This window comes from Afipia dichlorophenoxyacetatis, assembly GCF_055386385.1.
This window is the reverse complement of record NZ_AP029250.1, coordinates 3,406,187-3,420,336: the sequence shown is the minus strand read 5'-3', so window position 1 is coordinate 3,420,336 and position 14,150 is coordinate 3,406,187. Positions and strand designations below refer to the sequence as shown.

Annotated in this window: 14 protein-coding genes; 7 read left to right on the top strand and 7 right to left on the bottom strand. The window is 57.8% G+C overall.

Features of this window, described 5'->3' with window-relative positions; all coding sequences use genetic code 11:
- The first annotated feature begins 94 nt into the window (after positions 1–94).
- Positions 95–1,531: an NAD-dependent succinate-semialdehyde dehydrogenase gene (locus ACZ5C3_RS16130; protein WP_464031237.1), complete on the top strand. Its 1,437-nt coding sequence runs from the start codon at positions 95–97 to the stop codon at positions 1,529–1,531.
- A gap of 69 nt (positions 1,532–1,600) precedes the next feature.
- Here ACZ5C3_RS16130 and mazG read toward each other — a convergent pair whose 3' ends face one another.
- On the bottom strand, positions 1,601–2,422 hold the full coding sequence (gene mazG / locus ACZ5C3_RS16125) for a nucleoside triphosphate pyrophosphohydrolase (RefSeq protein WP_464031235.1): 822 nt from the start codon (positions 2,420–2,422) through the stop codon (positions 1,601–1,603).
- Between the two features lie 596 nt (positions 2,423–3,018).
- Positions 3,019–3,459 (bottom strand): DUF2846 domain-containing protein, encoded by a 441-nt coding sequence (locus ACZ5C3_RS16120; protein ID WP_464031233.1) that lies wholly within the window; start codon positions 3,457–3,459, stop codon positions 3,019–3,021.
- A 257-nt stretch (positions 3,460–3,716) separates the two neighbouring features.
- Between ACZ5C3_RS16120 and queC the strand changes: the two genes are divergently transcribed.
- The 3 genes from queC to ACZ5C3_RS16105 are packed head-to-tail and all read left to right on the top strand — an operon-like array spanning position 3,717 to position 5,271.
- Complete coding sequence (gene queC / locus ACZ5C3_RS16115; RefSeq protein ID WP_464031232.1) at positions 3,717–4,442, top strand: 7-cyano-7-deazaguanine synthase QueC; 726 nt, start codon at positions 3,717–3,719, stop codon at positions 4,440–4,442.
- A complete protein-coding gene (locus ACZ5C3_RS16110; RefSeq protein ID WP_464031231.1) occupies positions 4,439–4,999 on the top strand; it encodes a VUT family protein in 561 nt (186 codons plus the stop codon). The genes queC and ACZ5C3_RS16110 overlap by 4 nt, the downstream gene beginning before the upstream one ends.
- Positions 5,000–5,019: 20 nt before the next feature.
- Positions 5,020–5,271, top strand: a complete 252-nt coding sequence (locus ACZ5C3_RS16105; protein WP_464031229.1) for a DUF1272 domain-containing protein — start codon at positions 5,020–5,022, stop codon at positions 5,269–5,271.
- Position 5,272: 1 nt separating this feature from the next.
- On the opposite strand, the gene ACZ5C3_RS16100 is transcribed toward ACZ5C3_RS16105, so the two are convergent.
- Positions 5,273–5,818, bottom strand: coding sequence for a thermonuclease family protein (locus tag ACZ5C3_RS16100; RefSeq protein WP_464044153.1), 546 nt, complete (start codon positions 5,816–5,818; stop codon positions 5,273–5,275).
- Positions 5,819–6,033: 215 nt separating this feature from the next.
- Here ACZ5C3_RS16100 and ACZ5C3_RS16095 point away from each other — a divergent pair, with 215 nt between their 5' ends.
- The 3 genes from ACZ5C3_RS16095 to ACZ5C3_RS16085 all read left to right on the top strand — a co-directional run bounded on the left by ACZ5C3_RS16095 (position 6,034) and on the right by ACZ5C3_RS16085 (position 9,817).
- Positions 6,034–7,620 carry an alpha-amylase family glycosyl hydrolase gene (locus ACZ5C3_RS16095; protein ID WP_464031225.1) on the top strand — a complete coding sequence of 529 codons (1,587 nt, stop codon included), beginning with the start codon at positions 6,034–6,036 and terminating at the stop codon, positions 7,618–7,620.
- An 82-nt stretch (positions 7,621–7,702) separates the two neighbouring features.
- On the top strand, positions 7,703–8,650 hold the full coding sequence (glk, locus tag ACZ5C3_RS16090; RefSeq protein ID WP_464031223.1) for a glucokinase: 948 nt from the start codon (positions 7,703–7,705) through the stop codon (positions 8,648–8,650).
- A 384-nt stretch (positions 8,651–9,034) separates the two neighbouring features.
- The gene (locus ACZ5C3_RS16085; RefSeq protein WP_464031221.1) at positions 9,035–9,817 is read left to right on the top strand and encodes an SDR family NAD(P)-dependent oxidoreductase; all 783 of its coding nucleotides are present in this window, start codon (positions 9,035–9,037) and stop codon (positions 9,815–9,817) included.
- Positions 9,818–9,883: 66 nt separating this feature from the next.
- Here ACZ5C3_RS16085 and ACZ5C3_RS16080 read toward each other — a convergent pair whose 3' ends face one another.
- The 4 genes from ACZ5C3_RS16080 to ACZ5C3_RS16065 form a co-directional block, all read right to left on the bottom strand.
- Positions 9,884–10,702, bottom strand: coding sequence for an SDR family NAD(P)-dependent oxidoreductase (locus ACZ5C3_RS16080; RefSeq protein ID WP_464031220.1), 819 nt, complete (start codon positions 10,700–10,702; stop codon positions 9,884–9,886).
- Between the two features lie 36 nt (positions 10,703–10,738).
- Entirely contained in the window at positions 10,739–11,026 is a 288-nt protein-coding gene (locus ACZ5C3_RS16075) for a YciI family protein (protein WP_464031218.1), read from the bottom strand.
- A gap of 36 nt (positions 11,027–11,062) precedes the next feature.
- Positions 11,063–12,475, bottom strand: a complete 1,413-nt coding sequence (locus ACZ5C3_RS16070; protein WP_464044152.1) for an FAD-binding oxidoreductase — start codon at positions 12,473–12,475, stop codon at positions 11,063–11,065.
- 120 nt (positions 12,476–12,595) lie between these two features.
- Positions 12,596–13,930, bottom strand: a complete 1,335-nt coding sequence (locus ACZ5C3_RS16065) for an MFS transporter (RefSeq protein ID WP_464044151.1) — start codon at positions 13,928–13,930, stop codon at positions 12,596–12,598.
- Between the last annotated feature and the right edge of the window lie 220 nt (positions 13,931–14,150).

Sequence of the window (14,150 nt, the reverse complement as noted above, 5' to 3'; positions counted from 1 at the left end):
CACGTGCATCCCATGACAGGAAGGGCTTGACCCTTTTTCGGCGAAGGCTATTCATCCGATGAATAAAAAAATGGCGTAACCCGAGGAGACCGGCATGAGCTATCAGGACGTACAGCTTCACATCGACGGAAAATGGCGCGGAAGCAGCTCAGGTAAGACCATTCCTGTGCTCAATCCTGCGACTGAAGAAAAGATCGGTACGGTTGCTCACGCCGACAAAGCCGACCTCGATGAAGCGCTGGCTGCGGCCGAGAAGGCTTTCAAGGTCTGGCGTGCCGTTGCGCCGTTCGAGCGCGCCAAAGTGATGCGCAAGGCGGCAGAAATCCTGCGCGAGCGTGCCGATAGCATCGCGACCATTATGACAATGGAGCAGGGCAAGACCCTTGCTGAGGCCAAGATGGAAACCATGGCCGGCGCGGACATCATCGATTGGTTCGCCGAGGAAGGAAAGCGCGCCTATGGCCGCCTTATTCCAGCTCGCGCTCCAGGCGTCTATCAGCTCGCCGTCAAGGATCCGGTTGGGCCTGTGGCGGCTTTCACGCCATGGAACTTCCCGATCAACCAGGTCGTGCGCAAGCTCTCGGCAGCCCTCGCGGCGGGATGCTCGATCATCGTCAAGGCGCCGGAAGAAACGCCGGCAGCGCCTGCGGCACTGATCCGTGCTTACGTCGATGCCGGCGTTCCAGCGGGCGTGATCAACCTCGTCTATGGAGTGCCTTCGGAAATCTCCGAGTATCTCATTCCACACCCCGTGATCCGCAAGATCTCGTTCACGGGCTCCACCAGCGTCGGCAAGCAGTTGTCTGCATTGGCCGGTCTGCACATGAAGCGTGCGACCATGGAGCTTGGCGGTCATGCGCCCGTCATCGTGTTCAATGATGCCGACGTTGACGCTGCGGCCAAGATTTTGTCCGGTGCGAAATATCGCAACGGCGGCCAGGTCTGCGTGTCGCCGACCCGCTTCATGGTGCAGGAAGGCGTCTACGACAAGTTTGTCGCCAAGTTCGTCGAGAACACCAAGAGCATCAAGGTTGGCAACGGCCTCGATCCGGAGTCTCGCATGGGATCGTTGGCCAATCCGCGTCGTGTCGCTGCCATCGAGGAATTGGTGCAGGACGCAGTCGGCAAGGGCGCGAAGCTCCAGACCGGCGGCAAGCGCATCGGCAACAAGGGCTACTTCTTCGAGCCGACGGTGATCACTGATGTGCCGAAGAGTGCGCGCGCCATGAACGACGAGCCGTTCGGACCGATGGCGATGATTTCGCCATTCGCGAAGTTCGACGATGCTGCTGAAGAAGCCAATCGTCTGCCATACGGCCTTGCATCGTACGCGTTCACCAGCTCAACGAAGACCGCTACCGCGATCGGCGCGGCCATTGAAGCCGGCATGGTTGCGATCAACAGCGTTGGTCTGGCTCTTCCCGAGGTGCCGTTCGGTGGCATCAAGGATTCCGGCTACGGTTCGGAAGGTGGCACCGAGGCGATGGAAGGTTATTTCAACACCAAGTTCATCACGCAGACGGGCGTCTGATCCTGCCGGTTGAAGAGATGTTAAAAGCGGCGGAGCAATCCGCCGCTTTTTGATTTTGGCTATCTCGTCTTACTTCGCTTCGTGATGCTTGGCTTCATTCCAAAGGGCATCCATCTCGACGAGGGACGCTTCTTGCAAGGAGCGGCCACGGGCAGCCAACGCGCGTTCGATATAGGCAAAGCGACGCTCGAACTTGGTGTTGGCACTTCGGAGAGCGAGTTCAGGATCTGCATTCGCGTGCCGCGCCAGATTGACCACGGCAAACAGCAGGTCGCCGGTTTCTGAGGCGATGTGCGCTTGATCCTTGCTGTCGAGCGCGGCTTCGATCTCGTCCGCTTCTTCGCGGATTTTGGCGAGCACTGCGCGCGGATCATTCCAGTCGAATCCGACGGTGGAGGCTTTGCGCTGCAGTTCAAGAGCGCGAAGCAAAGCGGGTTGCCCTGCTTTGACGCTTGAGAGCAGGCCGGAGTGCTCGGCTGCTGCCTTCGGATTTCGCGCGATACGTTCGGCTTTTTCCTCGGCCTTGATACGGTCCCAGGCAACCTTGACTTCAGCCGGCGTCAGCTTGCCGGCCTTGTCGCCGAAGACATGCGGATGGCGCCGGATCAGTTTCGTACAGATCGCGTCGACCACATCATCGAAGGCAAACGCGCCCTGTTCCTCGGCCATTCGGGCGTGGAAGACCACCTGAAACAGGAAATCCCCGAGTTCTTCCTTGAGTTCATCAAGATCGTTGCGTGCGATGGCCTCCGCGACCTCATAGGCCTCCTCGATGGTGAAGGGCGCAATGGTCGCGAACGTCTGCTCCAGGTCCCAGGGGCAGCCCGAGCCGGGCGTACGCAGGGCCGCCATGATGTCCAACAGCTTTGAGATATTCGGGGAAGAAGTCATGGATCACCGTGGGCTTGAACGCGTCCAGCCTTATGGCCCATCAGGGGCAGGCCGGACAGCCCCAAATGTGAGGCCTGCTATTCGCGCTATGGCAGCACCGGATTTCGAGTGCTAGATCATCCCCATGACTGACGGCACATCCATTGCAGCATTGGTTCTTTTCTCCGGGGGCCAGGATTCCGCGAAATGGTCGACCTGTTCGGCGACAAGATTGTCGAGCGCGTGAGCTAGGCCAAACGCAAGCCTACTCAGCCGAAGGGTATGCAGCGCAGCCAGGCTCCGGCCTGGCTGGTGAGGCGTGCAAGACCTGCACGCACCGACGCTTGACCGGCAGCGTGTGCGCGAGCGACTCCTGGAAATGTAGATTGATGGAAGCTCACTGGACCGGCGGACCAGGAACGGACATCCGCATGCGCTCGCCAGCATATCGACACTGGGAAAAGGATGCGACGTGATATGAGCAATCGTGAAAGATCAAGGCGCCCTCAACACCCACAAGCGGTACAAGAGCGGACATCTGCCAGCTAACGCAATGGGCCACAGCGGATATTCTGCGGCGTTTTGCATGACGCTTACATTATGTCCCGCGCAAGAGATCAGAATTGGTGGCCGACGTACCTGAGGTGGCTTATGTCGGATTGGCCCTGCTCAGGGAATTCGAGCGTCGGCGTGATATGGCCGACGAGTATGCCGGGTGTCACTGATGTCTTGATGTACTTCGTCTCGCCCGCTGCTAATTGGAACGTAACCGCATTCTCGACTTCGGTTGCCGTTGTTACGGCGTATTTTCCCGGGGGGCGGTCGACATAAGAGAACCCGCCGGGCACAGATCGGCCGACGACTTCATTGTTCATCCGAATCTCGGGCTGAATAGCCGACCCACCAAAATCGCCCGGCCGGGTGAAGTAGACACGGCCGTAACCTGGCTTCAATGCTGGAAGCTGGGGGGCCGGTTCATCGAGGCCACGTGGACTCGCGCAACTCGTCAGCAAAAATCCGACAAGCAAAAGGGGCAGCGCCCCGACTTTTGGCCCCATTATGCCCCGTCTCGAAATTGGAAAGCGCCCAGTTACAGATCAATGGCAAAGAACGAGCAGCCGGCGATTGCCACGCTGATTCCTCACCCCACGAGTTTAATTAGGCATACACGCACTGATTGTGCAACGTCTTTTACACTACACGCGATCTGCGCGACCACGCGCGAGCAAATCGCTCTCAGTGTCGATGGAGGTCATCCTTGACCTGCCCCAGGGCAGCTATGGAAGCCCGGGGCATCGAATGCTAGATCACCGCCATGACTGACAGCATATCCAACGCAGCATTGGTTCTTTTCTCTGGTGGCCAGGATTCCGCGACATGTCTGGCTTGGGCTCTCTCGCGCTTTGAGAGGGTTGAGACCGTTGGCTTCTCCTATGGCCAGCGCCATGTCGTCGAGCTGGAGAGCCGCGACAAGCTGATCAATGGAATGACGGCATTGCGGCCCGAATGGGCTGCGAAGCTCGGCGCAAGTCACACGCTGGACATTCCAACGCTTGGCGAGATTTCGGACACGGCGCTGACCCGCGACGTGGCCATTGAAATGGGCGAGGGCGGACTTCCCAACACCTTCGTGCCCGGACGAAACCTCGTGTTTTTAACGTTCGCTGCAGCACTGGCCTATCGGCGTGGCATGACACACGTCGTTGGCGGCATGTGTGAGACGGATTTCTCCGGCTATCCCGATTGCCGCGATGAGACGATCAAGGCTCTCAATGTTGCGCTCAATCTCGGTATGGCGCGTCCATTCGAACTGCACACGCCGTTGATGTGGCGCGACAAGGCCGAAACGTGGGCGCTGGCGGAAGAGCTGGGCGGCAAAGGGTTGGTGGACCTGATTATCGAGCATTCCCACACCTGCTATCTGGGCGAACGCGGGGCGCGCCACGCCTGGGGTTACGGCTGTGGCCAGTGTCCGGCTTGCAGCCTGCGCGCGAAGGGCTGGGCGGCCTATGCCGCGACAGAGGCCGGCCAAACGCAATGACGGTCTCGCAACGTTTGCGGGCCGAGGGATTTGCTTTTCTGACTGGCTATATCGCCTGCATTCCGATCGCCAATTGGCTCATCCTGCACGTTGGCACGGTTTGCCCGCCAAACGGCCCGTGTCTCATTCCGGTTGCGCCCGGCGGGATCATGGCACCAAGTGGTGTCTTGATGGCAGGGCTCGCATTGGTATTGCGTGATCTGGTGCAACGCCGTCTCGGTGTGCGTTACGGGCTCGCTGCGATCGGCGCGGGAACTCTGCTCTCCGCCGCGTTAGCTCCACCATCGTTGGTCCTGGCCTCGACGGTTGCATTCCTCGTGTCTGAATTGGCGGATTTCGCTGTCTATACACCGCTACAGCGGCGGGGCCTTGTCCTCGCGGTTGCAACGAGCAGCTTTGTCGGACTGGTCGCGGACTCGCTGCTGTTTCTATGGCTTGCCTTTGGAACGCTGGAGTTTTTGACTGGGCAGATCGTTGGGAAGGCGATCATGGTATTGTTGACGCTCCCGGCCATTCATTGGCTGCGTAAACGCGATAAGCGCTTTGGCGTCGTTTAGGTGGAGGAGGGCCATCCGTTATGATGAAACTCAGGCCGAATTGCGAATGCTGCGATAAAGATCTGCCGCCGGAGAGTCAGGAGGCCATGATCTGCACGTTCGAGTGCACGTTCTGCACGGATTGCGCAAATAACGTGCTGGGTGGCACGTGCCCGAACTGTAAGGGAAACCTCGTGGCGCGGCCGATCAGGCCTGTAGCGATGCTGCTCAAATATCCCGCATCGACCGAGCGCCATTTGCGTGAGCAGCCGTGCATCGGGAGCGCTGGTTAAGTCATCTCGGGCGATCGGAGTGATCGCCTTCCGGCTCTCGTGGATGCTCGTGTCGCCATTCTCGCGGCTGAATGAATGAGCCGCTCCATACGCCGCGCTTTGCGCTTTTCGCGTCGGCTTGCTGCCGGCCGTAGACGTCTGCGTAGCCATACGTGACAGCCCAGCCCTGTTGCACCATCCAGGCATTGACGTCGGAGCCATCGGGCAGGGAGCAGGTGGCAAGAACGCGTCCGTATTGATCCTTAGATTTCGGCTGACAGGTCAGATCTCGTCCGCGAACATGGCTCCGTAACTCCGCGGATGCCTGGCGGCCACAATCCCAGTCGCGCCTCTGGCCGTCGATACAAGTCTGATCAAGTTCCGGCGCGTCGATATCGATCAAGCGAATACGTGTCCCGGATATGCTGAGCGTGTCGCCATCGATCACGAAGGCATTGCCGACGATCGGCGCATCCGCCGGACGCATCCAACGCTCGACTGCGTAAATGCCAAGTGAGCCGATCAGCACGATAGCCACGACGAGGCCTCGGCCCGTCTGCGAGCCCATGCGGCTGACAGGCGGTCGGGATTGCTGCCATCGGGATCTTTGAAGACTCATCGTTCTTGATGTTCGGTCATGTGAGAGTTTTGTGTCAATTGGTCACGCGTGTGTAGGCTTTCAAACGAAAAATCAATGAGGATTCCGGAGCGCAAGTTTGCCTGATGACAGCTTCCATGGGAGTAAGTGCAAATCGATTTGAATTCCTAGTTTGGCTCTGAAATATGCACGATATTCCATGGTGGACATCCGGCATTCTTTATCAGGTTTATCCGCGTTCATTTCAGGACTCGGATGGCGATGGCGTTGGCGATCTCCGCGGCATCATTGACCGCCTGAGTTATCTGCGTGATCTCGGCGTGAATGCCGTCTGGCTTTCGCCGATCTTTCCGTCTCCGATGGTCGATTTCGGATACGATATTTCCGATTACACCGGCATCGATCCGCTGTTCGGTACACTCGACGATTTCGATGCTGTTGTCGCGGCAGCACATGAACTCGGGTTGAAGATCATTCTCGATCTTGTTCCGAACCACTCGTCCGATCAGCATCCCTGGTTTATTGAAAGCCGCAGTTCGAAAACCAATCCAAAGCGCGATTGGTACATCTGGCGTGACGGCCATACGAACGGACAACCGCCAACCAATTGGATTTCGGAATTTGGCGGAAGCTCCTGGGAGTTCGACACCCACACCGGGCAATATTACTACCACGCGTTTCTGAAGGCTCAGCCTGACCTGAACTGGCGCAATCCGGAAGTTCGTCAAGCCGTTTACGAGGTGATGCGCTTTTGGCTGCGCCGCGGCGTTGATGGATTTCGTGTCGACGTGATGTGGCATCTCATCAAGGATGATCTGCTGCGAGACAATCCCTTAAATCCCGATTTTGTCGACGGCGATCAGCCTTACACGCGTCTCTTGCCGCTCTATTCAACCGATCGTCCCGAAGTCCATGAGGTAATCGCCGAGATGCGCCGGGTGATGGATGAGTTCGACGACCGCGTGCTGATCGGTGAGATCTATCTGCCTCCGGAGAAACTCGTCGCTTATTACGGTCGCGACCTCTCCGGCGCGCATTTGCCCTTCAACTTTGCGCTGATTTCGACGCCCTGGGATACGCGCGCGATTGCGCAGCTCATTGAGACTTATGAAGCTGCCCTGCCGCCGGGCGGCTGGCCGAATTGGGTATTGGGAAACCACGACCGCAAGCGCGTCGCCAGCCGCGTCGGACGCGATCAGGCCCGCGTGGCCGCAATGTTGCTTCTGACGCTTCGCGGCACGCCCACGCTCTATTACGGCGATGAAATCGGCATGGAACAGGTCGAGATTTCACCTGATCGGGTGAGAGATCCATTTGAAAAGAATGTGCCGGGGATTGGCGTGGGACGCGATGGCTGCCGAACGCCTATGCAATGGGATGCTTCCCCAAATAGCGGCTTCAGCAGCACTGAGCCATGGTTGCCGCTGAGCCCGAACGCCTCTCGCGAGAATGTCGCCGTCGAAAGTCGTGATAGCGTATCGATGCTCAGCCTTTATCGGGCCTTGACCGCTTTGCGACATGCCAGACCTGAGTTGTCGGTCGGCACCTACGCTCGCATCACTGTGACTGACACTTTGCTGGCTTTCGAGCGCGAACACGCTGGTCAACGTTCGCTCATCGTCTTGAATTTTCGTAACGAGCCGGCCTCGATTGCGTTGACAAACAAAGGACAGATTTTGCTGTCGACCTTCATGGATCGTCAATTCAAAGCGGTGGACGGAGAGCTGACATTACGTGGTGCGGAAGGAATTATTCTTGAGCCGCTCGGCTAATCTCTTGAGCAGCACTTGTCGTACCTGTGTGGTCGCGGTAGCAGACAAGATGCTGTTATCAACTGATGAGTAGGACAGTCGCTTGAGTGGTTTGCGCGTGATCGCCGATGTCGGAGGGACCAACGCCCGGTTTGCCGTGGCGGAGAAGGGGGCATACGCGGAACTTTCCCATGTCGAGGTCAGCCAGTATCCCTCGCTCCAGGACGCGTTGGCGGCTTATCTAGCGAAGCTTTCTCCGACAATGCGGCCCGCTGAAGCTGCGATCGCCGTGGCCGCTCCTGTTTTTGGCGACAATGTCACGCTGACCAATCACGGATGGTCGTTTTCCATTAAGGAGCTTAAGCGGAACCTGGGACTGACATCGCTGCGGGTCTTCAACGATTTTGCCGCAACGGCGATGGCGGTGCCGCATCTGCCGCAAACTGACGTTTTCCTGGTTGGTCCTGAATGTCCCAACGCACACGGACCGATTGGAATTCTTGGACCGGGAACGGGATTGGGCGTGTGTTCGCTGATCCCCGCTGCGGGCGGATTAACCGTTGTGCCGGGCGAAGGCGGCCATGTCACGCTGCCGACCTCGACCACACTGGAAGATCAGATCGCTGCGTTCCTGCGAACACGCTGGTCGCATGTCTCTGCGGAGCGGGTTTTGTCCGGAAGCGGATTGGTCAATCTGTATCAGGCGTTATGCGCGATCGAGGGAAGCACCGCACGCGACTTCTCTCCAGCCGACGTGACCGATCACGCCATCAAGAAAACCGATGAGACCTGCGTCAGGACGTTCGAGCATTTCTGCGCGTTTCTTGGCACCGTGGCTGGCGATTTGGCGCTGACAATCGGCGCCACTGGCGGCGTGTATATCGCAGGCGGAATCCTGCTGCGTTTCCGCGAAGCATTCGCTGCCTCTGCATTTCGCGGAAGGTTCGAAAGCAAGGGGCGGTTCCAGCGCTTCCTGGGCGAGATCCCGACGCGTCTGGTGTTGGAAGAATCTCCGGCGCTGCTTGGCCTTGCGAACATTCCATCCGAATAACGTGCAGCTCACTGAGCATTTCTATCGAGCGAGCGGTATCAACGAAAAGCCCGCCTCACGGCGGGCTGTTAAGTCTGACCAAAGGATAGCGCTCAACTATCGTCACTAAAAAGCGATGCGTGTAAATAAATTCGCTTCGGCAATGGTCCATTCAACCACACGACCCGTCCTGGGGCTACTCACCCGAATGCGGTATACGGTGTTCACGCGGTAGTGATGCCCGCATCGTTAACCAAGGGAAGTTTCGCAGAGCGGAAGAGAGCCGCGAGCAACTTTCGGGCGAATGACGACGACGCTGAATTGATGGTATCGGACTGATATGACTTGAAAATGGATGAGGCCATTTTCTTGTGAGAGAACAGCTGATCGAAGAAGGGGCGGGCCATGGGCAATATGTTTGATTTAAGCGGTCGCGTGGCGATCGTCACTGGAGGCAACGGCGGTATCGGGCTGGGCATTGCAGAGGCCTTGGCGGAGCAGGGTTGCGCCGTCTCGATCTGGGGACGCAATGCGGAGAAGAACGTGGCTGCCGAAGCGCGGCTTCGCACCTATAGCGACAAAGTGCAGTCGATCGTTTGCGACGTCGCGGTCCGTGATCAAACTGAGCGTGCGGCGGAAGCCACACTGAAGCAGTTCGGCCGGATCGATGGCTGTTTTGCAAATGCAGGTATCGGTGGTGGCGGTCGCACGCCGTTTGCCGAGCGGACCGAGGAAGACTGGCGGCGGATGTTTTCCGTCAATCTCGATGGCGTGTTTCATGCTTTTCAGCCGGTCGTGCGCCACATGGTTGCTCGCGCCTCGCAGGGAGATTCGTTCGGGCGGCTGGTGGCGACGTCGAGCATGGCTTCGCTCTTTGGCACCGCGCGCAATGAACACTACGCAGCCTCGAAATCGGCGATCAATTCGTTGATGCAGGCGCTGGCGGTGGAGCATGCGCGATACGGCGTCACCGCGAATGCTGTCCTGCCTGGCTGGATCGACACCGAAATGACCGAAGGGCTGCAGGCCAACGACAAATTCATGGCGGCCGCTGTCCCGCGCATTCCCGTACGGCGCTTTGGCCAGCCAAAGGACTTCGGCGGCATCGCCGTCTATTTGATGAGCCAGGCATCTGCGTACCACACCGGCGATTGCATCGTCATCGACGGCGGATACAGCATCTTCTAGATCGGGCTTTGCGACGATCGTTAGTCGGATGATGGCCGCAGCTTGACTGCGTCCATCAATGTGCGGTTAACGCAAGAGCTCTCCGAAATTCATCCAGTAGGAGGTTGCGAGCCAACCTGCATCGACCGGGATAGATGCACCGGTGATCGCGCTGGCATCGTCGGACATCAGGAAGCTCGCGACGGCGGCGATTTCATCGATCTCAACCAGTCGCCGCATTGCTGTGGCATTCTCGATGGCGCTGACGTTTCGTTTTCCAGTTTCGATCTTCTCACGCATAATCGGCGTCAGTGTAAAACCGGGTGCGATCGAATTGACTCGAACACCGGCGGGGCCGAACTCGCCTGCAGTCAGCGTCGTCAGCGAACCGAGCGCCACCTTTGTCGGCGCATAGGCATGCAGGGGGAGAGGGCGGAGTTCATTGATCGACGTGATATTGACGATCGACCCGCCACCTTCTGAAATCATGGATTTGGCGAATACTTGTGTGCAGGTCACTGCACCGAAGTAGTTCACGTCCCAGATGCGTCGCTGAGCGGCTTCGTCCATCGCCATGAACGATCCAATGTCCTGGAGCAGACCTGCCGCGTTGATGAGGCCGGCAACCGCTATTTGATCCGCTTTGAGTGAGGCTGCTACATTTCGGACGTCGTCTGGTTTCGCGACATCCAACGACCTTGTGACCAATTGGCTGGAGCCAGCTTGGGACTGCATGTCTGCAAGGGGCTTGGGGTTCAGGTCCGTCGCCACGACGCGCCACCCGTCCGCGAGCAAGCGTTTGACGATCCCCCCACCAATACCGCCGGCAGCTCCGGTCACGATGATTGCGGCTCCGGCTTGGCGCCGTTCGGACATGATATTTCGGTTGTATTTGGGAAGTGACATCAGACCGTTCCGTGTGAGGTGGGAAGGACGTTAGCTTTAAGTATCCGCAGGAAAGACCTTGCGCCAAGGTCTGACTTCAACGCTCTGAAACAAGTCTCCGAGCGCGTAGGGGTCATTATGAGCGAAGTCCTTGGCGCTCGAAAGATCTGGACAATCGATCACAACGAGGCCGCCTATCGAGGTTTCGCCATCGTCGGCGAGCAGCGGACCTGCGAAGACAATCTTGTCCAGATAAGGCTTCAAATATTCGAGGTGAGAGGGACGTATGCTCGCGCGAAGTTGCGTGCTCGATGGCTTGTCGTGACAAAGAATAGCGAAGTGCATGGAAGTCCTTGATATCAACGTGGCGTGTAAATCGGCTCAAAGATCAAAAATCTTTCCCGGATTCATGATGTTATGCGGATCGAGTGTCGCTTTGAGCTGGCGCATGTAAGTGACCGTTGCCCCAAGTTCTTCCTTGAGAAACTCGCGCTTGCCTTCGCCGATGCCGTGTTCGCCTGTGCATGTTCCATCCATCGCGATGGCCCGGCGATTGAGGCGGTCGATGAACGCCTTGGTCTTTGTCATCTCGTCGGCATCTTCGGTATTGGCCATGACGGAGACATGAAAGTTGCCGTCGCCGACGTGCCCTACGATTGGCGCAACCAGACCGGTTTTCTCGATATCGGCATGGGTCTCGAGCATACAGTCCGCAAGCCGCGAGATAGGAACGCACACGTCGGTTGCGATGAACTTTGAACCAGGGCGCAATTGGAGACAGGCCCAATATACATCGTGCCGGGCAGTCCAAAGGCGCGTCCGCTCTTCCGGGCTCGATGCATTGTCGAAGGAGTCACAGCCGAACTCATCGGCGATTTCCCGAAACAGCTTGACCTGCTCGGCGACCGCACTCTCCGAGCCGCCAAATTCAACAAAGAGGGTTGGCTTCTCTTTCATTGAAAGCTTGGAATAAGCGTTGCAGGCCCGAATCTGCACGTCATCGAGAAGTTCGATGCGTCCCAACGTAAGCCCATACCGAATGCTGGTGATAACGGTGTTGCAGGCAGACGCGAGATCCGGAAACGCGCAAACAGCGACGGCGATCGCTGGCGGAATGCCGTGAAGTTTAACAGTGAGTTCGGTGATGACACCAAGCGTGCCCTCGGCGCCGATAAACAACCGGGTCATATCGTAGCCTGCCGAAGATTTCCGAGCGCGCGTTCCGGTCTTGCAGATCGTGCCGTCCGGCATCACCACGGTGAGCGCAAGGATGTTGTCTTTCATCGTGCCGTAGCGCACGGCACTGGTTCCTGATGCCCGGGTCGACGCCATACCACCGATGGAGGCGTCTGCTCCGGGATCAACGGGAAAATGCAGTCCTGTCGACCGCAGATGCGTGTTGAGTTGTTTGCGTGTAACGCCGGCTTGAACCACACAATCCATGTCGTCTTCATTAACTGTGAGGATCGCGTTCATCTGGCTGAGATCGAGGGTAATCCCGCCATGCGGTGCATTGACGCCGGCTTCGAGCGAGGTTCCCGTGCCGTATGGGATGATCGGTACGGCGTGAGCAGCACAAAGCTTGACGACCTCGGCGACATCGTCCGTGGATTTGGCAAAGAAAACAGCGTCAGGCGTTTCGATCGGATGCCAGGAGGTGGAGTTGGCGTGCTGTTCCCGAATGATGGGATTGCACGACAGCTGGTCGCCAAAACGCTCGCTCAGGATCGAAATGACAGTCGCGATGCGCTCGCTCTTTGGCTTGGTTGAACTCATGCGCGCCATCTGATTCATCGGTCGTCCTCGAGCTTGATTGTGCCAGAACCACGGATCTCGACACCCGAGGAACTGACGAACGGCGCTTGGCGAGTTTGATCTGCACCAATCTCACGCAAGCGCCGAGTGACATCGAATTTAGTCCGCTTTTGCCGGTTGGAGCGGGGCGAACGGTGTCCGGGCGGTAGCGAACGACTGCGCGCTGAAGGTCAGGAAGACGCAAATAATGATGCCATACAGCGCTACCATTCCGCCCAGGACGCACATGCTGGCACTGTAGTCGCCGAAGTATTCCTTCGCCCAACCATTGATGTAGGGGCCGACGAATCCGCCCAGGTTGCCAACCGAATTGACGAGGCCGATGCCCGCCGCAGCGGCGGCACCTGTCAGGAACGTGCTAGGCAGCGGCCAGAACAGGATATTCGACGCCAGAATGCCGGACGCACCGATACAAATCGCAATCATGCCGGCAAGCGGCGATTGCGAAAAGCCGGCCATCACCAGGCCGATGCCGCCGATACACGCAGGTATAAGGATGTGAAAGCGCCGCTCATCCGTCTTATCGGAATGCCATCCGTTAAAGACCATCGCGATGCCGGCACAGAAGTAGGGGACTGCCGTTAGAAGTCCCGCTTGGACGTTTGAAAGGCCGCCGAAGCCCTTAATGATTTGCGGCATCCACAACGTAACACCGAACAGGGCGCCGATATTGCAGAAGATCGCGAATGCGAGCAGCAGAACCTTGCCGTTCATAAGCGTCTCGACCACGCCGTAGCTCTTCACTTGCTCCTTCGCATGCTCTTCAGCTGCGAGGGTTCGAACGAGCCACTCTCTCTGTTCATTGGTTAGCCAACGCGCTTCCTCCGGACCTTTGGTCAGCGCAAAATAGGCTACGATCCCGACAACGACGGCGAGGACGCCTTCAATCACGAACATCCATTGCCAGTTCTTGAGGGCACCTAAGCCACCCATCGTTTCGAGGAGCGCAGTGGAGATCGGCGCACCAATGAGAACCGCAACCGGCAGGCCGAGGATGAAGACGGCAGTCGCACCGCCGCGCAAGCGCGAGGGGAACCACTTGCTCAGGTAGAAGACGATGCCAGGAAAGAAACCGGCTTCAGCCGCGCCCAGCAAGAACCGCATGACGTAAAAAGAGTTTTCGTTGTAAATAAAGGCAAAGCCCGCGGATATGATCCCCCAGGTGATCATGATGCGGGGGATCCAGATTCGCGCGCCAACCTTGTGCAAGGCGAGGTTGCTCGGCACCTCGAAAACGAAATAGCCAAGAGAGAAGATGCCGGCACCGAAGCCGTAGACGTAAGGTGTGAATCCGAGATCGGTATTCATGTGCAATGCGGCAAAGCCGACATTCACACGATCAAGAAACGCTACGATGTAGCAAAGGATAAGGAATGGCATGATACGCAAGTAGACGCGTTTGATCGTATCGCTGCCGATTGAATCTGAGGCCATGGTCGCTTCCCCAAGCTTATGTTTTCGCCAATCTTTGCTGAAGCTGCCGCGCGTCTTCGCTGCGCACGTGCAGTTTCATGGCTTTGGAATTCAGACAGTCCTGGGAGGGGCTGCCCGCTGTTGCTGGACGGCACCGCCACTGCCCTTGGCGGCTTTCGCCAGTATTTCATTTTCTAAACTGAACGTTTAGTTTTTAAATGACGAGACCAATGACGTCAAT